Annotated in this window: 19 protein-coding genes; 14 read left to right on the top strand and 5 right to left on the bottom strand. The window is 71.0% G+C overall.

Annotated features, from left to right (window positions below; genetic code table 11):
- The first annotated feature begins 16 nt into the window (after positions 1 to 16).
- From BHS09_RS37985 to BHS09_RS37960, 6 genes are all read left to right on the top strand, one after another.
- Positions 17 to 2875 carry a sensor histidine kinase gene (locus BHS09_RS37985; protein ID WP_140800517.1) on the top strand — a complete coding sequence of 953 codons (2859 nt, stop codon included), beginning with the start codon at positions 17 to 19 and terminating at the stop codon, positions 2873 to 2875.
- A gap of 41 nt (positions 2876 to 2916) precedes the next feature.
- Positions 2917 to 3924 (top strand): OmpA family protein, encoded by a 1008-nt coding sequence (locus tag BHS09_RS37980; RefSeq protein WP_237077866.1) that lies wholly within the window; start codon positions 2917 to 2919, stop codon positions 3922 to 3924.
- 47 nt (positions 3925 to 3971) lie between these two features.
- Positions 3972 to 5432, top strand: a complete 1461-nt coding sequence (locus tag BHS09_RS37975; RefSeq protein WP_140796189.1) for an adenylate/guanylate cyclase domain-containing protein — start codon at positions 3972 to 3974, stop codon at positions 5430 to 5432.
- 53 nt (positions 5433 to 5485) lie between these two features.
- The gene (locus tag BHS09_RS37970; protein ID WP_140800516.1) at positions 5486 to 5908 is read left to right on the top strand and encodes a type II secretion system protein GspG; all 423 of its coding nucleotides are present in this window, start codon (positions 5486 to 5488) and stop codon (positions 5906 to 5908) included.
- A gap of 168 nt (positions 5909 to 6076) precedes the next feature.
- Positions 6077 to 7438: a universal stress protein gene (locus BHS09_RS37965; protein WP_140796187.1), complete on the top strand. Its 1362-nt coding sequence runs from the start codon at positions 6077 to 6079 to the stop codon at positions 7436 to 7438.
- Positions 7439 to 7577: 139 nt separating this feature from the next.
- Positions 7578 to 8162, top strand: coding sequence for a P-loop NTPase family protein (locus BHS09_RS37960; protein WP_140796186.1), 585 nt, complete (start codon positions 7578 to 7580; stop codon positions 8160 to 8162).
- A 10-nt stretch (positions 8163 to 8172) separates the two neighbouring features.
- On the opposite strand, the gene BHS09_RS37955 is transcribed toward BHS09_RS37960, so the two are convergent.
- Entirely contained in the window at positions 8173 to 8580 is a 408-nt protein-coding gene (locus tag BHS09_RS37955; RefSeq protein WP_237080080.1) for a TrbL/VirB6 family protein, read from the bottom strand.
- Between the two features lie 189 nt (positions 8581 to 8769).
- On the opposite strand from BHS09_RS37955, the gene BHS09_RS37950 reads away from it, so the two are divergent.
- Positions 8770 to 9237, top strand: a complete 468-nt coding sequence (locus BHS09_RS37950) for a hypothetical protein (RefSeq protein ID WP_171442345.1) — start codon at positions 8770 to 8772, stop codon at positions 9235 to 9237.
- Between the two features lie 150 nt (positions 9238 to 9387).
- Complete coding sequence (locus BHS09_RS37945; protein ID WP_090491230.1) at positions 9388 to 9816, top strand: hypothetical protein; 429 nt, start codon at positions 9388 to 9390, stop codon at positions 9814 to 9816.
- Between the two features lie 112 nt (positions 9817 to 9928).
- Here BHS09_RS37945 and BHS09_RS37940 read toward each other — a convergent pair whose 3' ends face one another.
- Positions 9929 to 10516 carry an SCO family protein gene (locus BHS09_RS37940; RefSeq protein WP_335929555.1) on the bottom strand — a complete coding sequence of 196 codons (588 nt, stop codon included), beginning with the start codon at positions 10514 to 10516 and terminating at the stop codon, positions 9929 to 9931.
- A 317-nt stretch (positions 10517 to 10833) separates the two neighbouring features.
- On the opposite strand from BHS09_RS37940, the gene BHS09_RS37935 reads away from it, so the two are divergent.
- Positions 10834 to 11955, top strand: a complete 1122-nt coding sequence (locus BHS09_RS37935) for a LysM peptidoglycan-binding domain-containing protein (protein ID WP_140800514.1) — start codon at positions 10834 to 10836, stop codon at positions 11953 to 11955.
- 196 nt (positions 11956 to 12151) lie between these two features.
- Entirely contained in the window at positions 12152 to 13615 is a 1464-nt protein-coding gene (locus BHS09_RS37930; RefSeq protein WP_237080079.1) for a hypothetical protein, read from the top strand.
- A gap of 30 nt (positions 13616 to 13645) precedes the next feature.
- Here the strand turns inward: BHS09_RS37930 and BHS09_RS37925 are convergent, their stop codons facing one another.
- Positions 13646 to 14404: a hypothetical protein gene (locus tag BHS09_RS37925; RefSeq protein WP_237077863.1), complete on the bottom strand. Its 759-nt coding sequence runs from the start codon at positions 14402 to 14404 to the stop codon at positions 13646 to 13648.
- A gap of 199 nt (positions 14405 to 14603) precedes the next feature.
- Between BHS09_RS37925 and BHS09_RS37920 the strand changes: the two genes are divergently transcribed.
- The 4 genes from BHS09_RS37920 (at position 14604) to BHS09_RS37905 (ending at position 17722) form a co-directional block, all read left to right on the top strand.
- Positions 14604 to 15029: a nuclear transport factor 2 family protein gene (locus tag BHS09_RS37920; RefSeq protein WP_140796181.1), complete on the top strand. Its 426-nt coding sequence runs from the start codon at positions 14604 to 14606 to the stop codon at positions 15027 to 15029.
- A 395-nt stretch (positions 15030 to 15424) separates the two neighbouring features.
- Positions 15425 to 16291, top strand: coding sequence for a hypothetical protein (locus tag BHS09_RS37915; protein WP_140800513.1), 867 nt, complete (start codon positions 15425 to 15427; stop codon positions 16289 to 16291).
- 37 nt (positions 16292 to 16328) lie between these two features.
- A complete protein-coding gene (locus BHS09_RS37910) occupies positions 16329 to 16907 on the top strand; it encodes a YceI family protein (RefSeq protein WP_090491236.1) in 579 nt (192 codons plus the stop codon).
- Positions 16904 to 17722 carry a QcrA and Rieske domain-containing protein gene (locus BHS09_RS37905; protein ID WP_140796179.1) on the top strand — a complete coding sequence of 273 codons (819 nt, stop codon included), beginning with the start codon at positions 16904 to 16906 and terminating at the stop codon, positions 17720 to 17722. The genes BHS09_RS37910 and BHS09_RS37905 overlap by 4 nt, the downstream gene beginning before the upstream one ends.
- A 67-nt stretch (positions 17723 to 17789) precedes the next feature.
- Here the strand turns inward: BHS09_RS37905 and BHS09_RS37900 are convergent, their stop codons facing one another.
- Positions 17790 to 18992: a CBS domain-containing protein gene (locus BHS09_RS37900; RefSeq protein ID WP_140800512.1), complete on the bottom strand. Its 1203-nt coding sequence runs from the start codon at positions 18990 to 18992 to the stop codon at positions 17790 to 17792.
- A gap of 110 nt (positions 18993 to 19102) precedes the next feature.
- Positions 19103 to 20227: an ArsA family ATPase gene (locus tag BHS09_RS37895; protein WP_140796177.1), complete on the bottom strand. Its 1125-nt coding sequence runs from the start codon at positions 20225 to 20227 to the stop codon at positions 19103 to 19105.
- Positions 20228 to 20275: the final 48 nt, after the last annotated feature.

Below are 20275 nucleotides of genomic sequence, written 5' to 3'. Positions count from 1 at the left end.
CCGGGGGGAGTGGGGCATGAATGTGCCCGGAAAAACCGTGGGAGCCGCGGTGGACCGCATGTCGCGGGCCCTGGAGCGGCTGTCCGCAGCACCGCCGGTGGTGGCGGTGCTGGAGGAATTGCTTTGCCAGGCGTCCGCCACGCTGGGGGCCTCGGGTGCCTTCCTGTGCTGGTGGGGCGGGACGGGCGACTTGAGCACGCTCACCACGCACGGCGTGGACGCGGAGGCGGCCGCCATCTGCGCGCAGCAGCTGCTGGCCCAGGCGCCCGCGCCTGGTGAGCCGCGCCTGCCCCGGGTGGTGGAGGACGTATCGCAAGACGCGCTGCTGGCCTCGGAGCCGGACGCCTTGCGGCGATTGGGGGCCACGGCCTTGCTGTCCCAACCGCTCTACTTCGCTTCCGGCCTGGGCGCCGCCGGTGTGCTGGGCGTGCTCTTTCGCGAGGCGTGGCGGCCACAGGAGGAGGCGCTGCGGCGCTTCGGCCTCTCGGTGAAGCTGGCGGCGCTGGCGCTGGAGCGCGAGCGCATGGCGGAGACGCTGCGCCAGTCCGTGCTGTCCGCGCGAGCGGAGGTGGAGGAGTCGGAGGTGCTGCGGCTGCGCCGCTTCCAGGCGGTGACGGAGGCCTTGGGCCGCGCGCTGTCCTGGGATGAGGTGGCGCGCGTGGTGCTGGAGCAGGGGCTTCCCGCGGTGGGCGCGGGCGTGGGACTGGTGTACCTGGTGGAGCCGGACGGGACGCTGGCGTTGAAGGCCGCGCTGGGGATGTCCAACGCGCAGCGGGAGGCGCTCCGGGTTCCACCCTGGCGAAGCAGCGGTGGGCCGGGGCACGGCGCGGGAGGGCCAGTGTGGCTGGAGACGCCCGCCGCGGCGCGGGACATGGTGCCCGCGCTGGGGGCACTGCGCGCGCTGGTGCTGCTGCCCTTGCACGTGGAAGGGCATGCCTTCGGCACGTTGTGCCTCGGCTTCTCGGAGGCGCGGCGCTTCTCGGTGCTGGAGCGGGCGTCCATCACCGGCCTGGGGCACGAGTGTGGCCAGGCGCTGGAACGCGCGCGGCTGTACGCGCGGGAGCGCACCGCGCGGCTTCAGGCGGAGGCGGCGGGACAGCGCCTGCGGCTCCTGGCGGACGCGAGCGCGCTCGTGTCGGCGTCGCTGGACTGGGAGGAGACGGTGGCGGGCGTGGCGCGGCTGGCGCTGGGGCACTTCGCGGATGGCTGCGCGGTGGACTCGTACGAGGACGGCGTGGTGCGGCGGCTGGCCGTGCTCTATGAGAATCCGCAATCGGCGCCGCGCGGGTTGGAGCTCCTGCGCTTCGCTCCACAGGAAGGCAGCCCCACGTTGCTGGCGGAGGTGCTCGCCTCGGGGCGTCCGTGGATGATGGCGCGCCCCACCGCGGAGCCCGGGGACACAAGTACGGCGGCGGCGCGGCTGTACGCGGCCGCGCGCGAGCTGGGCGTCGGCTCGCTCATCCTGACGCCGCTGGTGGCGCGGCAGCGCACGCTGGGGGTGCTCACCTTCATGCGGAGCGAGACGTCCGCGCCCTTCGACATCCCGGACCTGTCGCTGGCCGAGGAGCTGGCCGGGCGCGCCGCGCTGGCCATCGACAACGCGGATCTGTTCCGCAAGGCCCGCGCGGCGGAGGAGGAGAGCCGGCGCGGAGCGGCGCGGCTCCACGTCCTGGTGCAGGTCAGCCACCTCATCGCGGAGGCGGGGTTGGACCTGTCCATGGTGCTGGAGGTGCTGGTTCGCAAGGTGTCGGAGGCGCTCGGAGACGCGTGCGTGCTCCAACTGCTCTCCGAGGACAAGACGCGCTTGGAGTTGGTGACGGTGCACCACCCCAACGCGGAGGCCCGCGCGGTGCTGGACGCATCCATGCGGCGCTGCCCGGGGCGGGTGGGAGAAGGGCTGTCGGGCCGGGTGGCGGCGACGGGGCAGCCGCTCTTCGTGCCCCGCCTCCAGGCCGAGGACCTGCGCGATGAACGCGTGCCGGAGGGCATGCCCTTCCTCCAGCGCTACGGACCCCACAGCGTCATCGTCGTTCCGCTGGGCGTGCGTGGCCGGGTGCTGGGCACGCTGGGGGTGATGCGCGAGGCGCAGGGCCGCGAGTATTCGGTGGAGGAGCGCGCGTTGCTGGAGAGCCTGGCGGCGCGCGCGGCGTTGGCCATTGAGGACGCGCGGCTATACGGCGCGGCCACGCAGGCGGTGAAGGCGCGGGACGAGCTGCTGTCGGTGGCGGGGCACGAGCTGAAGTCGCCGCTGAACGCGCTCCAGCTCCAGATTCACCTGCTGGCGCGCATGGCCCGCGATGCCATGGCCGTGGACGGTCTGGCGGAGCGCGCGGAGCGGGCGGCGAAGGCGGGCCAGCGGCTGGGGTTGCTCATCGATGACCTGCTGGATGTCTCGCGCCTCAGCTCGGGGCGGTTGGGGCTGAAGCGTGAAGAGGTGGACCTGGCGGCGCTGACGCGCGAGCTGGTGGGCCGAATGTCCGAGGAGCTGGCCCTGGCGGGCAACGAGGTGCGGCTGCTGCTGGACAGGCCGGTGTCGGGGCAGTGGGACCGGCTGCGCCTGGAGCAGGTGCTGGTGAACCTCCTCTCCAACGCGGCGAAGTACGGCGCGGGCCGGCCGGTGACGGTGGAGGTGGACGCGGTGGGCCCGGTGGCGCGGCTGTCCGTGCGCGACGAGGGCATCGGCGTGTCGCCGGAGGAGCAGGAGCGCATCTTCGAGCAGTTCGAGCGCTCCGCGTCGGTGCAGCACTTCAAGGGACTGGGCCTGGGCTTGTGGATTACCAAGCGCATCGTCGAGGCCCACGGCGGCTGCATCCGCCTGGCGAGCGAGCCGGGCAAGGGCTCCACCTTCACCGTGGAGCTGCCCTTGCCTGCCTGAGTGTCTGGACAGCCCGCACTCGCTGCGCTCTGGTTCCGCGGATGAAGACGCGCGCACTCCACCGACTGGCCCTGCTCGCCGCCGTGCTGGCCGTGGCCGCCCCGGGCTGCCGGCACGCGCCCCCGCTCGCCCCGGCCCTGGACGCGGATGGCGACGGCGTCCTCAATGGGGAGGATGCCTGCCCCACCGTTCGAGGGCTCGCGAGACTCCAGGGCTGCCCCGTGAAGGACACGGACGGGGATGGCGTGGAGGACGCGTTGGACAAGTGCCCGCGTCACGCCGGGCCCGCCTCGCGGGACGGCTGCCCCATCCGCGACACGGACGAGGACGGCGTGGAGGACGCGAAGGACGCCTGCCCGCGTGTGTTCGGCCTGCTGGAGCGGCAGGGCTGCCCCATCGACGACCCGGACCGCGACGGGGTGGAGGGCGCGGCGGACAAGTGCCCGGACGAGCCCGGGCCCGTCTCGCGCGAGGGGTGCCCCATCCGTGACGCGGACGGTGATGGCGTGCCGGATGAAGAGGACGCCTGTCCCGACGAGGAGGGACTGCCCTCGCTGCGCGGCTGCCCGGAGCGGGACGTGGACGGCGACGGCGTGGCGGACCACCGGGACAACTGCCCGCGCGAGCGGGGCGCGGTGGACAACCAGGGCTGCCCGGCGGCGCGCAAGCAGCGCGTTGTCATCCGCCCGGACCGGCTGGAGCTGTTGGAGCGCATCACCTTCGCGCCCGGCACCGCCGCCCTCCAGCCGCGCGTCCAGCCGGCGCTCGACAACGTGGCCGAAGTCCTGCTGGTGCACCCGCGGCTGGGTGTCATCGCCATCGAGGGCCACACGGACAACCGCGGGGACCCGGACGTGCAGCGGGAGGTGACGCTGGCGCGCGCGGAGGCGGTGCGGGACTACCTGGTGGAGCGGGGTGTCCCGCCGGATCGGCTGGAGGCGTGGGGATTCGGCCCGGACAAGCCCGTCGAGTCGAACGAGACTTCCCAGGGACGCGAGGCCAACCGCCGTCTGGACCTCCGGGTGGTGGCGCCGCGCGGGCGCCCGTAAGTCCCGGACTCCCCGTGGGTGGGGGGTGTGAGGTACACTCACCCACCATGAGTGCTTCCAGCCCCCTGTTTGGTGACTTGCTGCTCAAGCTGGGGATTGTCTCGCCCAGTCAGGTGCAGGAGGCACTCGCCCTCCAAGCCCTCACCGGGCAGCGCGTGGGGGAAGCCCTCATGTCCCTGGGCTACGTCACGCGAGAGCAGATTCAGGACGCGCTGGGAGAGGCGCTCGGGCTGCACCAGGACAAGAGCCCCCTGCAGCCCGCGCTGGGCGAGCTGCTGGTGGGGCTCAAGTACGTGACGCTGGCGCAGCTCGACGAGGCGCTCGCTCGCCAGCGCCGTGACGGCCGCAAGCTGGGCGAAATCCTGGTGGAGCTGGGCCACTGCACCTACAAGCAAATCTACGAGGCGCTGGGGCTGCAGAACCGCATCGCCGGGCGGCAGGACCTGCCGCGCCCCTCCGCTGACGGCCGCCGCCGCGTGGTGGTGGTGGACGACAGCCCGCTCGCCTGCGCCTTCGTGCAGGAGGGCCTGGTGGCGCTGGGCTACGAAGTCCTCTGCTTCCAGGACCCGTTCGAGGCACTGGAGAGCATGGGGCGCCTCCAGCCCATCATCGTCCTCAGTGACCTGGAGATGCCCGGCCTGGAGGGCGTGGAGCTGTGCCGCCGACTGAAGGAAGGCCCCAGCCACGCGGTGCCCGTCATCATCCTCACCGCCAACGACGTGGAGGCCGAGCGCGTGCGCGGCTTGCGCGCTGGCGCGGATGACTACGTCAACAAGTCCGCGTCCATGGACGAGCTGGCCGCGCGCATCGAAAGCGTGGTGCGCCGCACGGGCGAGACGGAGCGCATGCGCAAGCTGTTCGCGCGCTACACGTCCGACGCGGTGGTGGAGGAAATCCTCAAGAGCGCGGACGCGGTGGTGCTCACCGGCGAGAAGCGCGAGGTGACGCTGCTGTTCGCGGACATCCGCAACTTCACCGGCCTGGCGGAGAGCCTGCCGCCGGAGCAGGTGGTGGGGGTGCTCAACCAGGTGCTCGGGCGGATGTCGGACGCGGTGCTCACCTGCGGCGGCACGCTGGACAAGTTCCTGGGCGACGGGCTGATGGCCGTCTTCGGCGCGCCGGTGGCCCGTCCGGATGACGCGCTGCGTGCGCTCCAGTCCGCGAAGATGATGATGGATGCGCTGACGGACCTGCGCATCGAGGCGGAGGCGGAGTGGGCGGCGGGCGGGCGCGAGGGCCAGCCGCTGGTGCTGGAGCTGGGCATCGGCATCAACTCGGGCGTGGTGGTGGCGGGCAACATCGGCAGCACGGTGCGCGCCGAGTACACCTGCATCGGTGACGCGGTGAACGTGGCCGCGCGGCTGTGCGCGCTCGCGGGCCCGGGGGAAATCCTGGTGGGGGAGCGCACCCGCGAGCTGGTGGACGCCAACGAGACGGCCTTCGAGGACCTGCCTCCCGTGCGGCTGAAGGGCAAGCAGCAGCCCGTTCCATTGTTCCGCGCCCTGTAAGAGGTGAAGTCCACGCGCGCCTCGCGAGCGGAAAGCGGCTATAGGAAGGGGTCATGAACGCCTCGTCTGACGAGCCCCCTCCGTCCCGCCGCTCCCCCGTGTTGTTCGTGGGGCTCGTCTTCGGACTCGGGTTGGTGGTCGCCGTCCTGGTGGGCGCGCTGAGCGGCTCCAAGGCCGTGCACGCCGACCGCATCCACCAGGACTTCGCCGTGCTGGAGGAGGCACTGGGCCGCTACCACGCGGACAAGGGCACCCTGCCGGAAGACGCGGACGTGGAGGAACTGCTGGTGCCCGCGTACCTGCCCGCCGTGCCGTTGGACCCGTGGGGCCGGCCGTACCGCTACACGAGCAACGGCACGGAGGTGTTCCTGTCCACCTTCGGCAAGAGCGGTGACCGGGGTGGCTCGGGCGAGGAGCAGGATCACACCAACCACGACGGGCACGCTGTGCCCACGGTGGCGCCCGAGCGCACGTGACGTGCGGGCGGGCAGGCGCAGGGGTGTGCCCACGCCCCGCGAGCCCGCGTACGCGGTGTGCGCCGGGCCCTGGAGCGAGCCAGCGTAGGGTGGGTGCCCGCTTCCTGGCGTCGCCATGGCCATCTGTTCCTTCACGGGGAAGGGTTTTCCCGAACCTGGAGGGCGGCCATGGCCATCGTGTGCGTCACCAACCTGTCCCCTGAGTCCCTCGCGGCGGCCCACGTGGCGGCGGCCGTGGCGGGGCGGCTGCAAGAGCCGCTGCTGCTCCTGGGCGTCGCGGAGGGCGATGCCTTCCTCGACGACGGCACCGGCGCGCTGGCCCTCACCCTGCAACGGTTGGAGGAGGAGGCCGCGCGGCTCGAAACGCTCGCGAGGGTGGTGCGCTACCGGCTGCAGGCCGGCACCTCCGCGGATGAAGTGCTGAGTGACGAGGAGTGCCGGCACGCGCGGTGGATTGTGGTGGCCGCGTCCGGCTGGCGCACCTCGGCGTGGCGGCGGGCCACGGTGCCCGAACGCCTGTCCCGCTACGGCTGCGCGCCGGTGCTGGCCGTGCGCAGCGACACCGCGATGACCGACTGGGCGCGGGGCCGCAGGCGGCTGTTGGTGCTGGTGGGCGTGGACCCCGGCTCCTCCACCACGGGCGCCGCGGTGTCCTTCCTGCGCGAGCTGCGCCGGGTGGGGCCGTGTGACGTGTTGGCCACTTACGTGTGCTCGCCCATGGACGAGCGGGAACGGCTGGGCATCCACAGCCCCGTGCATGTGGAGCTGCTGGAGCCGGCGCTGCAGAGCATGGAGGCGCTGGACCCCATCGTGGAGCGCGTGCTGCAACGCGAGGTGCGCGAGCAGGTGGGGGACCTGTTGGGCGAGGGCAGCGTGGAGGTGGTGCTGGAGCCCGGCTTCGGCCGTCCGGCGGACCACCTGATGCACGTGGCGCACACGCGCGGCGTGGACCTGCTGGTGGTGGGCACGCACCAGCGTAGCGGGGTGAAGCGGCTGTGGCATGGCTCGGTGTCCGCGGGCGTGCTGCGGCACGCGGCGCAGTCCGTGGTGTGTGTGCCGCCCATGGTGCAGGCCCGGCGCGCGGACCGCCCACCGCGAAGCGTGTTGGTGCCCGTGGACTTCTCCGAGGCCTGCACCAAGGCCATCTCCCAGGCGCGCACGCTGGTGGGGCCCGGGGGCCGGGTGCACCTGCTGCACGTCCACCGCCGCAAGCTGGAGGACCGTGGCTTCGCGGACCACTACGGCGTGCTGCCCGAGCCCGCCAGGGACAGGGACCAGGTGCTCCAGCGGCTGTGGGAGCTGGTGCCGCGCGACGAAGCCGCCCAGGCGGTGCGCTGGAGCGTGGAGGGTGTGACGGGTGAGGACGTGACGCTGGCCATCTGTCAGGCCACGGAGCGCGAAGGGGTGGACCTGGTGTGCGTGGGGACGTCCCTGGAGCCCTCGCGCCTGCGGGACGCCCTGGAGGGCGAGGTGGCCCATGAGCTGGTGGCGCGTTGCCACCGGCCCGTCATGGTGGTGCCCTCCGCCTGAGGCACGTGTTTTCAGACAGCGGGAACACCTGTCATCACCTGAAAGGATTGTCAGGTGGTGCCGGCGCCGACGTGCCCGGTGGGGCACGTCTGCATTAGAATCTAGAAATCACGCATTTCCAGACGCAGGGGGGCCGCCGGTGACACCGCAGGGTTATCGTGAAGTAGAGCTCGTCTGTAACCGTTCCTCGCTGCTCCTCCATGGAGGTACGGAAGAGGAGCGGCGCTGCTGGGCGCAGGAAGCCGCGCGCAACTTCAACGTGGAGCTGGTGGAGGTGCGGCAGGCGGCCGAGCTGCCGCAAGCGCTCCGGCAGCCCAACGGGGTGGTGTTCATCCCGGACGTGGCGAAGCTGGGGCGGGACGCGCAGTTCGTCCTGCTGCAGTGCCTGCGGACGCAAGAGGAGCGGCCGAAGCTGGTGCTGGGCGTCTCCGGCTCGGCGGACGCGGCGCTGGGGCGCGGCACGCTGCGCGAGGACCTGCACTACCGTCTGCACAAGGCCCAGGTGGACCTGCAGAAGGACGGGCTGCGGGACGTGTTGAAGCGCCGCTGGGCGCAGCAGGCCGAACAGCTCGCGCTGAAGGCCGCCGCGGCCCGCGCCGCGGAGGAAGCGGCCCGCGAGGCGGCCATCGCCCGGCGTCCGGGCACGGTGACGCGCATCGCTCCCAAGCAGAAGGTAAGCGGCGGCTCGCGCGCGAAGGCCGTGTCCAGGAACGCCGCCCGCTGAAGCCGCGCCCTCAGTGCCGGTGCTTCTGCCCGCGCTTCGCCTTGGTGGCGGGGCGCGCCTTCTTCGCGGTGCCGCGCTTGGCGGCGGCGGCCTGGCCGGGCACGGACTTGCGGCCCACCTGATTGTTCGCTCCCGCCGCGGCGGCCGTCTTGGTGGACGGTGACATGCGGCGCGCGGGGGCCTTCGTGGGCTTGCCACTCTCGATGACGCCGCGGGCCGCCTTGGCCGTGCGCCGCGTCCCCTCCGCCGCCGTCTTCACGCGGCCGCGGGCCGGGGTGCCCCGAATCTTGGACTGGAGGTTGGCCACCCCCCGGGCCGTCACCACCGCGGTGCCCAGGAGGACCCGCGCGCCGCGCGTGCCGGCCTGGACGGCCACCTCCTTCACCCTGTCCACCAGCCCCCGCTTGGAAATCGCCATGGCGCGCCTCTTCTCTCTGGCTGTCCTTCGCTGCCGCCAAAGGTAGTCACGGGCACACGGGCGTGAAGCCGTCCCCCTCCTTCTCCCGCACTCTGGCTCCGGCCATTCCAAGGTGGGCGGGAATGTGTGAAGCGGGGAAACTGGGCTAGAGTCCGGCGCACTGTCCCATTTCCTTCTCGGAGCAAGAGCATGTCCCAGGAAAACACCGGAAAGCCGAAGCGCGGCCTGAAGCGACCCATCGAGGTCGTTCGCGCGGAGCTTCTCAAGGATCCGGAGACGAAGAAGATCGCCGAGGCCGTGAGCATGAAGCTCGAGGACTACGTGGAGCTGGTCCTCAAGTACGCCCAGGACAAGGACAAGGAGGCCGAGGTCGCCGTCATCTCCGACGAGGAGCTGCGCCGCAACGGCTTCAACCCCCTCTCCTCCGAGGAGGCCGCCAACATCCTCATCAAGGGCATGAAGGGCGAGCTGCCCGGCTCACCCCCGGACTTCGAGGCCTCCAAGTTCACCCAGGACAAGGTCTCCACCGCCGGCAAGCCGTCCCTCACCTCGCCTCCCGTGGGCGGCGCCGCCCCCACCGGTCCGCAAGATCCAGCCGCCCGCCAGGAGCTGATGGATCAGCTCAAGAAGGGCAGCAGCGGCGGTAACCGTCCGTAATCCCTGGCACCACGGGCGGAGGCGGGTGGGGATAATTCGACGAAAAAGGTGGGAGGAAACAATTCCCCACATGCACCGAGAATCCCCTCGAGTTTTCCTTCCGGCACAAATCTCCGCCTTCCAGGCATCTAGAATCCAAGGGGTACGATCATGGGCGCACTCAAGTCCGTTACGAACGTCATCAGCAAGGTTGCCAGCACGGTCAGCAAGATTGCCGGTGGCATCGCGAACATCGGCGGCAAGGCCATGGAGTTCCTCCAGAAGCCCCTGAGCTCGCTGGTGGACCCCATCGCCAAGTTCATCGGTGAGAAGGTCGGCAAGCTGCCCCTGGTCGGCAAGTTCCTGGGCCCCACGGCGGAGAACCTGGTGAAGCAGGGCGCCGCGTCCTTCCTGGGTGAGGGCACGCTGGGCAGCCTGGGCTTCCTGTCCAAGATCGCCCCCAAGGTGCAGGACATCACCAACATCGCGCAGGCGGTCAAGGGCGCGGCGGACAAGGTCGGCGCCTTCGCGGAGAACCCGCTGGGTCTGCAGAACTTCCAGAACATCATCGCGCAGAACCACGCCCGCTTCGTGGAGTGATGATCCGCGCCTCTGGCGCGAACTGGTAGCGAGCCCCAGGGCCGGTCTCCCGCGAAGCTGCGGGGCCGGCCCTTCGGCTTTGCGGGCGACGCGGCCCCCCGCGCGGCGGCGCTCAGTGCCCTGTCTGGGCCAGGCGCCGGGTGTCGCGGATGAGGCGCTCGGTGGAGTCGCTGTCCGCGCTGTCGTAGTAGCCGCGAATCTGCCCGGCGTCGTCCACGAGCACGAAGTGCGTCCCGTGGAAGATGGAGAGCAGGTCGTCCTCGGGCGCGCCGGGCTCTCGGCCCATGCTGACCTTGAAGCCCTGGACGATGGTCTCCTTCAGCTGCTCGTAGTCGCCAGTGAGGAAGCTCCAGCGGGAGAAGTCCGCGCCGTGGCGCTCGCCATACTCGGTGAGCCGCTCCGGGGTGTCGTACTTCGGATCCACGGAGAACGACACCAACTGGAGCCCGGCGCCATGGGACGCGGTGGCGTCCTGCACGCCCACCATCTTCCGCGTGAAGGCCGGGCAGATGGTGGGGCAGCGCGTGAAGATGAAGTTGGCCACGAAGGGCTTGCCCCTCAGCTGCGTGCTCCCGAAGGGCTGGCCGTCATGACGGGTGAAGGTGAAGTCTGGCAGCGCGCCCAACTGGGGCAGGGGCCCACTGCTCTGGCCGCGGATCAGCATGGCCCCCATCGTGGCGGTGACGCCAAGCGCGGCCACGGCGACACCAGCCCAGAAGCCCGGGCGCTGCGTGAGACGGGCCCGAGGGGCCGGAAGGACGGAGTCAGCGGACATGGCCCCGGAGGTAACGGAACCCCCGGAGTCACACAAGCGTGGCCGCTGGGGTGCGACATCCTGGCTACTTGGGGGGATGATGTCACGAGTCTGTGACGACCCATCCCTTGTGTCACAATTCCGTGATTTCGGTGATTTTGAATAAGTTTATGCATAAATAACTGGCATTGCGGGGAAACTTTCTCTCAGTCGTTACGAAAATGTGGGCACGTCGCCTCTCTGTTTTCAGGAGTCTGCCCCCCGTGACGACCTACTCCGTTCGCCGTGGCGATACCCTCAGCGCGCTGGCCCAGCGCTTCAACACCTCGGTGTCGTCGCTCGCGAAGAGCAACGGCATCTCCAACCCGAACCTCATCTACGCGGGGCAGCAGCTCCGCATCCCGGACGGCTTCGACGCGCCTCGTGCTTCGGGTGGGGGCCGGGCGGCTTCCAGCTACACCGTGAAGTCGGGCGACACGCTCAGCGGCATCGCCGGCCGGTACGGCACGTCGGTGGGCGCGCTGGCCACGGCCAACAACATCTCCAACCCGGACCGAATCTACGCGGGCCAGAAGCTCACGATTCCGGGCACGGGCGGCGCGGCGCCGAGCAGCCCGGCGCCTTCCTCGGGCGGCGGTTCGTACACCGTGAAGTCGGGCGACACGCTCAGCGGCATCGCCGGGCGGTACGGCACGTCGGTGGGCGCGCTGGCCAAGGCCAACAACATCTCCAACCCCAACCTCATCTACGCGGGCCAGCGGCTCACGATTCCGGGTGGGGGCGGCGCGTCGCCCACCCGGCCGACGCCGAACCAGCCGCCGGTGGGGGGCGTGGGTGGCCCGAAGCCGCCGACCGGTGGATCCGCCGGCGTGACGGTGCAGCAGCTCCGGGCGGTGATGCCCAACCTGTCCCAGGCGACGGCGGAGCAGTACCTGCCCCACCTGAACCGGGCCATGGCGGAGGCGAACATCACCACGCCCATGCGCAAGGCTGCCTTCCTGGCGCAGCTCGCGCACGAGAGCGGCCAGCTCCGTTACATGGAGGAGATTGCCTCCGGCGCCGCCTACGAGGGCCGCAGGGACCTGGGCAACACCCAGCCGGGCGACGGCGTCCGCTACAAGGGCCGTGGCCCCATCCAGCTGACGGGCCGCGCCAACTACCGCGCCGCGGGCCAGGCGCTGGGCATCGACCTGGAGGGCAACCCCCAGCGCGCCAAGGACCCGGACGTCGCGTTCCGCATCGCCGGCTGGTACTGGTCGTCGCGCAACCTCAACACCTACGCGGACGCGGGCAACTTCCGCGAGGTCACCCGCCGCATCAACGGTGGCTACAACGGCATGGCGGACCGCGAGATGTACTACCGCCGCGCGCAGAACGTCTTCTGAGCCCGCGCTCCCAACGCGCGGTGCGGTGAAGCGGGGACCGTGGCCATGGAGGCCCCGGTCCCCGTCGCGTTTCGGGCGAGTCCCATTGGGGAGATGCCGCGTCCATCCGGGGCGACCGTCGAACGCGCGTGGCCCTGGGAGGCACCCTGGTGTGCCAACTGCATCGGACAGGCCGTTCCCACCCGGAGCGCGTCCCATGCCTCGTATCGATTCGTCCGGCAGTTCCTCGTTGTCCACCATCGACACCCCCGCGGAGGCCGGAGCGGCGCCCCCGTCTCCGTCACGCGCCGCGGAGCCCCGCGCGCAGGCGTCCCCTCGGCGTAACGAGGTGCGCGCCTTCGACGGATCCGCCGCCAGGACGCCGGAGCCCTCGTCTCACGGATCCACGCCTGCTGGCGCGGGCCCCGCCCGGTCCGCGGGGGAGATGGCCGTGCTGGGAGGCTGGTCGCGCCCGGAGGGCTCGAAGGATGCGCCCACGGACGTGCTCGAAGGCATCCGCGCGCGCCTGACGCGGAGCCTGGAGAACTGGACCGTCGGTGCCGATGACGTGCGGGCGGTGCACACCGCGCTGGGAAGTCTCCCGGCGGGCACGTACCGGGTCGCGCTGGAGCGCTTGCAGCAAGAGGGACTGCTGGGCGCATACGTGAAGGCGCAGGACGCGGGCTCGCGGCTCGCTTTCCTGGAGCAGGCGGAGTCGAAGGGCGTGCTCCATCGGCGCAACGGGGAGTCGGGCCCGGTGGGTCCCCTGGGCTACCCGGCGGTGCCGGACGTCTTCGTCAATGACCGGCGGCTGCCGGGGGCGATGCGTGACGCGGTGAACGCACACGCCATCGACGTGGGCGCGGGCTTCTACCGGGCGCACACCGAATACCTCGGCCGGTATGCCCGCGCGGTGGATGGGGCCCAGAGCCTCCAGGAACTGGGAGCGCTGGGACCGCCACGCGCCGCGCGCCTGCCCGAATCCCTCCTGGGCCTCGAGTGGAAGGACCCGTCGCGGCGGGACTACGAGGCGGCCTGGAAGTCGGGCATCGGCCAGCCGAAGACGCTCAACCTGGTGCTGCAACACGTCAGCGCCCGGCAGCGGGAACTCTCTGGGGAGCGCGCCGGGGGCACGGTGCAGCTTCACGGCAAGGTGGGTGTCAGCAGCGAGAGCGCCCAGTGGAGCGCGAAGGCGGCGCTCGACACCCGGGGACATGGCGAGCTGAAGGGGGACGTGGGTGTCGCCGCGCGCGCGGGCCCCGTGGGTGTCGAGGTGTCACATGACAGCTCGGGCGAGACGGAGGGGAAGGTCAAGGTGAACCTGGGACTCGTGGAACTCAGCCTGGCCTCGGACGGCGAGCAGCGCGTCGCGGTGGGCGTCGGCACGCTGTTCCAGGTGCACGCGACGCTCAACGCGAAGAAGGCGGAGCTCGGGGGCGGCGTGTCAGCGAAGCTCAAGGCGGATGGGAGCCAGGCCAGCGCCGAGGCGGGCTTCTCCATGAAGGGCCTGACGGCGGAGCGAGCCCAGCAATCCTTCGCCCCCGGGCATCGGGGCGTCTTCCAACAGCCCGCCGAGCTGGCATCCCGCACGGCCTGGGACGCGCTGCCTGAATCCACGCGAGCGGCCTATGCGAAGGAGGGGTGGAATCGGGAGGCGTGGACCCGGGCCTTGCCGCGCTGAGGACCCGGGCCTGGGCCACGAGCCTGGCCCTCAGGAAGCCGCTTCCGGTGTCTCGGGGGGCGGCAGGGGGCGAGCGGGGTCATCGGACTGCTTCCGAGGCCACACCAGGTAGCAGGCGATCAGGGGGAGGTACCAGGGCGCAGCCACCCACAGCCACGGAATGTTCTTCGCCGCCTGTGTCAGCATGAGGACGCCGCCGAACCAGAGCAGTCCCTGAATCCCCAGGCCCAGGCTTCCGAGGTACTGGAGCGGGCGCGCCTTCGTCCAGGTGCCGAGGATGGCCAGCACCGCGGGCGCGAAGATGGGCAGCAGGTAAGGCGTCAGCCACGCATCCACATCGCCGAGCCTACCGAGCTGGGGGAGGGCCATCATGATGAGCTGCATCACCAGGCCGAGGAGCGTGACGGCCGTCGCCAGGATGGGCGAGCGGAGGAGGCGCGACGTGGGGGCCTCCGTCGTCGGCAGCCCCTGCTCACGCCGGGCCCGCTCCAGGGCGTCCGGGGGGACTTCCAGCGCATACGGGTAGCCCAGCTCCAGCAGGGCCTCCACCGCCGCGGTGCGCACCGTGATGCCGGCGCTCCCCGTCAGGACACTGGCATCCCCCGGCAGCGTCATCAGGGACAGCAGGTAGTCCGTTCGCTCGCGCAGGGCCTCCGGGTCTCCATCGGGACGCTGGGCAATCGCCGCGATGAGCGCGTCCACCTCCGAGGGGATGACGCCGGGCGAGCTCAGGGCGTCCCGCAGCGCGGCCAGGGAAGGGGGGGCAGGCAGTGGCGCCAGGGATTCCACAAGGGAATCGCTCGTCGGCTCGGCGGGGCGGGTATGCGTGGAGGTCATGGCCGCGGAGACGTGAGTCTACCACCGGCCCTGCGGCGAGTCCCCCGCGCGACCGTCCGGAGGGCGAGGGGCCGGGCCCTTTGGAGGGACATGTCCTGAAGGCGTGCGCACCCTTCCCCTGGGTGACTCTTTCACGAGAGCGAGGCAGCGCATGGCGATGGAGCGAGCGCAGCGGTTCGTGGATGCACTGGCGAAGCTGGAGAAGGAGGGGGACCTGGAGACCCTCGTCTCCCTCTTCAGTGACGACGCGCAGGTGAGCAACGTGGCCTCGCCGCAGGTCTTCTCCGGCCAGGAGGGCGCCCGGCGGTTCTGGCGTGAATACAAGGGCACCCTCCATCGCGTGGAGTCCACCTTCCGCAACATGATTGAGGCGGGCTCCCGCGTCGCGCTCGAATGGGAGACGCAGGGCACCGCCCACAACGGCGCGGCGGTGGCCTATGAGGGCGTGTCCATCATCGAGTGGGATGGCGACCGGATCCGCCGTTTCTACGCGTACTTTGATCCGCACGCGCTTGGCCTGGAGCTGACCTCCGGCAGCGCGCCGCGCTCGGAAGTCCCCGCCACCACCCCCGCGTGAGGCGTGAGGCCGCCCCGCCTTGGGGCGTCAGGTTGTTCTCTGTGAAGTGAGCCGCCGGGCTCGCCGCCCGGACGCGCCCTTCACCCCTGGCCGGTGCTCGACACTGAGCCGTGACCTTCAGGCACCTCCCGATTCCCAAGTGCGGACGCTACCGTCAGCCGCCACGTCCCCGGACTGCCGACGCCTGTCCGGACAGGGGGCCGCGGAAAATGATGCCGGTCCGCCGATTTTTGGGCGGTACCGTTCGACGCGGTGCGTTTCCCGGAAAGTCCGGACGCGATACCGTTCGCTCCGTCCTCGGAGAAGGTGGGTTGGTGATGGTGTGGCGGAGGACACGAGCTCGGATGACCGGTCCTGACCCGGCAGTTTGCTTTGCGTCTACACGGAAAAGCCTGATGACCCGCTTTGCTGCCTTCTTCGTCGTCCTGTCGTTGATTGCCGCCCCCCACACCGCCTGGGCCCAGCAGCGCCAGACCGAGTCCGCGAAAAAGACCCGGGCGGTGAAGTCCTCCTCCAAGACGAAGGCCACGAAGATGAAGGCCGCGAAGCCGGCCAAGGCCACGTCGAAGCGCAAGCCCGCGAAGAAGGGCAAGAAGGCCACGCCGGCCGTGGATTCACGGGACGTGGACGCCCCGGAGCTTCAGCACGCCCAGCCCACGATGCAGGTGGAGCCCGCCAGGCTCCTGTCTCCGACGGACGACGCGCCCACCGTCCAGAAGAAGTCCGGGGAGGCCCCGGCGGAAGGGGGCGACTCGCTGGACTTCGACCTGCTGGAGCCCGCCGAGGCCGCGGCCGCCGCGAAGGTGGACCCGGACCTGGAGAAGCGCATTGGCCGGCGCCGCACCATGCTCAAGCTGCACCAGGGCCTGGGCTTCGCGATGGCCGCCGGTCTGGTCGGCACCACGGTGGTGGGCCAGCTCCAGTTCAACGACTCGTTCCGCGGCGGCGGTGATGACCGCAACCTGCTGGGCCTGCACCGGGGGCTCGCCATTGGCACGTCGGCGCTGTTCGCCACCGTGGGTCTGCTGGGTGTGCTGGCGCCGGAACCCTTCGAGAAGGAGTTCCGGTGGGACACCATCACCGTCCACAAGATGTTCATGGCGCTCGCCACCGTCGGCATGGTGGCGCAGATCGTCCTCGGCATCATGGCCACGGACCGTTTTGGCCGGCTGTCCGAGACGGACATGGCCACCGCTCATCAGATCTCCGGTTACGTGACGTTGGGCGCGGTGTCGGCCGGCGTCTTCACACTGTTCTTCTGAAGCGCATGCCTTTCGTAGTGGTTCCCTGGAGGTTGACGTGATTGCTCGACGAATCGCCCTGATCGCCACCCTGGTGCTCGCGCTGCCCGCAGTCGCGCAGTCGCAGGCCCGCACGTATAGCGTCAAGAAGGACGCCAGCTCGCTCACCTACAAGCTCAAGCACAAGCTGCATGAGGTGGTGGGCAAGGCGCCGCCCAGCGACGGCAAGGCCCGCCTGCTGCCGGACGGCACGCTCCAGGTGGCGGTGCGCGCCAACGTGAAGGACTTCGATTCGGGCAACGCCAACCGCGACGCGCACATGCTGGAGACGACGGACGCGGCCAGGTTTCCCATCATCGACTTCAAGGGCGTGGCCACCGGCGTGAAGCCGCCCACCAGCTTCCCGGCGAAGGTGCCGGTGAAGGTGAAGGGCCAGCTGACGTTCCACGGCGTGAAGAAGACCGTGGAAATTCCGATGACGGTGCTGTTCAAGTCGGAGAAGGAGGCGGTGGCCGAGGGCAGCTTCGACATCAGCCTGGATGCCTACAACGTCAACCGCCCGTCGCTGTTGATGGTGAAGGTGGATGACGTCCTGGTGCTGGAGCCCAAGCTGGTATTCGAGGTGGAGGGTACGTGAGTTCGACGCGACGAGGATTCCTCAAGGGCATTCTGGGAACAGGCGCGGCGAGCGCGGCGGCGACGACGCTGCCGGGCTGCGCGCCGGACATCAACCCCGCTCCGGTGACGGACGTCACGGCCAGCGAGCAGGGGACAGTGGACATCCTGGTGTCGCGCTATCCGGATTTGGAGCCCGTGGGCGGCGCGTTGACGGTGCGCGTCCCGGGTGAGCAGGTGCCGCTGCTGGTGGTGCACTCCAAGGACGACGGCGCGCCGGACGACTTCTCCGTGCTGTCGTCGCTGTGCACCCACGTGGGGTGCCCGCTGGGCTTCGACGGCAAGGACGTCATCTGCCCCTGCCACCTGTCGCGCTTCAGCGCCACGGATGGCTCGGTGCTCCAGCGGCCGGCCACCGTGCCGCTGCAGACGTTCTCGGCGGCGTACAACCCCAACACCGGTGTGCTGCGCATCAACCTGCGCGCGGGCCAGAGCGACTTCCCGTCCGCGGTGAACGGGCAGGTGGTGCTGCCGCTCAGCCAGTTCCCCCAGCTGCGTGACGTGGGCGGCTCGGTGACGGGGGTGCCGTCCGGGTACGGCAAGCGCATCTTCGTGTTCCGATTGCAGGACGGTTCGCTGTCGGCGGTGGACTCCGTGTGCACCCACGCCTTCTGCGAGGTGAACTACCGGGAGCAGGAGGCGGACCTGTTCTGTGCCTGCCACGCGTCCATCTTCACGCGCGCCGGCGCGGTGACGCAGGGTCCGGCCACCATTCCCCTCAAGAAGTTCACGGTGTCTGAGACGGGCGACTCCGTGGTGCTGACCGGCGTGGCGTGAGCCATGCGCCGGGCGCGGGTGGGCCAGACACAGGGCCCGCCCGCACCCGAAGGGAACGCGGCATCGCTCAGCCGAGCCGGCTCCAGAAGGAGCGCTTGGAGGAGATGCGCTCCAGGGCTTGTTGCAGCTCCTCGTCGTGGTCGGCGCGCAGGGCGATGTCGCCCAGGGAGATGATTCCCACGATGCCGTCGTCTCGCTCCACCACGGGGATGCGGCGCAGCTGTCGGCGCCCCATCAGCCCGATGACGTCATGGAGCGTGTCGTCCGGCGTGACGACCTCCACGTCATCCGTCATCACGTCGGACGCGCGAAGTTGCTCCGGCGAGCGGCCCCCGGTGAAGGCGCGGACCACCAGGTCCCGGTCGGTGACGATGCCCACCAGTCGGCCCCGCTCGTCCACGATGGGGACGATGCCGCAGGACTCATCCTTCATGATTTGCGCCACATCCCGCAGCGGGCTCTCCGGGCGCGCCGTGCGCACGTTGCGCGTCATCACTTCGCGGGCCAGCAGGGGCTCATGACGCCAGTGGCCGCGGCGGGCGCGGTCGTCCCGGCGGGAGGTGCTCGCCTCGGAGCGGCCCGCGACGGCGGTGTAGACCTGGGTGCTCGCGCCGTCACGTCGTGCGCCGGTGGGCGAAGGCGCGCCTGTTCCAGCCCAGCGGTGGGTGCTCGCTTCGTCACGGGCCGAAGCGGACGCCGCGCCTTCCCCCCGGTGGGTGCTCGCCTCGTCGCGGCCCGGGTCATGGGAAGCGCTCCGGTCCATCTGGTAGCGGGGGCGCGCGTCGCCATGGCGCTCCTCGCCGTGCAAGCCGCGTTCACGGCCATGGAAGCGCACGTCGCGGTAGGCCTCCCCCTGTGGGGGCTGGGGGCGGGAGGGCTCGCCGCCACCGCCGCCGTAGCCGGAGCGGTCCCAGGGCCGGTAGTCGGCGCGTTGGCGGGAGAACTCGACGTCCTGTTCCCCGGTGTCGTGCCGGGGGCCCCAGCCGGTGGCATAGTGGCTGTCCCGGTCGTCCCTGCCGTAGGGGCCGCTGTCCTCCGGGGGCGCGCCATACGCGTCCTCGCGAGGCCCGTCGTCCACCTGGGTGCGCGGCAGGGCCATGCGCATCGTCGCCGCGCGGTGGTAGCGGCCCTGTCGGGTGGAGGACTCCTCGTCGCGGGCGGGGTTCCAGCCGGTGAGGTCGGACTCGGCGCGCTCACGCGAGCCCGGAGGCGCCACGTCCGCCTCGCGGTGGGGTTCGTCCCTGCCGTTGTCCATGCTTCTGTGGGCCATGACTCTCCTTGGGCGAAGTCGGGTTCAAACTGCAACGCTGGTGGTGAGGCCGCGTGCCTCCAAGGTGCGGGCGTCCGAGCGAGCGGGTGCCTGTCCCACTCTGGCGTTCCTCACCCCGCGGCCAGCGCGTCACCCAGGCGCACCAGTCCGCTGAACTCCTCCAGCTCTGCGCCCGCGTCCGGCGCGGCCACCGCGAGCGTCCCCGAGGGAAGGTGCCGGGTGAGGCGGTCGAGCACGTCTTGGTGGGCCTTGGCGCGCGCCTGCTCCACCGCGGCCAGGCGGGACAGGGCCGCCACGGCGTGCTCCGCGTGGCGGTCGCCTCCCGTGTGCTCCAGCAGGGCCTCTGGCGCCGCGAGCACGTCGTCGTGGGCCCAACTCCGGTTCAGCACGTAGCCCGCGAAGGGCAGGCCCCGCTCGGCCAGCGTCTCGCGAAACCAGGTGGCCTCGCGAAGGGAGGCGGGTTCGGGGGACGTCACCAGCAGGAAGGCCGCGTCCGGTGAGGCCAACCGCTGGTGCAGCCGCTCCGTGTGCAGCCGCATGCCGGAGAAGAGGCCGCCGAACGCGCCGATGAAGCCGCGCATCTCCTGGGTGAAGCCCGCGCCGAAGATGCCCGCCAGGACGCGGTCCACCACCGCCTGCGCGCCGTGCCACAGCCGCCCTCCGCGCGACCGCTTCTCCGGGCCGAACAGCGACACGATGCGTTCATCCAGGAAGCGCGCCAGCCGGCCGGGCGCGTCCAGGAAGTCCAGTGCGTGCCGGCTGGGGGGCGTGTCCAGCAAGATGAGCTCGTAGCGGCCGTCCGCGAGGAAGCCGTCCAGGGCTTCGGCGGCGGCGTACTCCTGCACGCCCGCCACCAGCTCCGACAAGAAGCGGTAGAGGCGGTGGTCGACAATCGCGCGCGCCGCCTCGGGCGTGGGCGCCAGCCGGTGCACCATGCGCTCGAAGATGGCGCGTGGGTCCAGCATCCACACGTCGAGGAGGCCCGGGCCCTGGGGGCCGTCGGCGAAGAGGCGCTCGGAGGGAATCGACGTGGGCTCGGGGCCACTCTCTTGCAACCCCATGGCTTCCGCGAGCCTCCGCGCCGGGTCGATGGTGAGCACCAGCACCCGCCGTCCCGCGCGCGCGGCGGCCACGCCCAGGGCCGCCGCGGTCGTCGTCTTGCCCACGCCGCCCGCGCCACACAGGACGACGATGCGCTTGTCACGCAGCAGCCGGCGCAGGTCGCCCGCGCTCACGGCGTGAGCCCCTGTGCCACGCGCCGGGGCCCACCGCCTTGTGGTCCG

It is taken from the genome of Myxococcus xanthus (assembly GCF_006402735.1).
Classification (GTDB): Bacteria; Myxococcota; Myxococcia; order Myxococcales; family Myxococcaceae; genus Myxococcus; species Myxococcus xanthus_A.
Note: the sequence above shows the minus strand (reverse complement) of the source record. Positions and strands in the feature narration are given on the sequence as shown.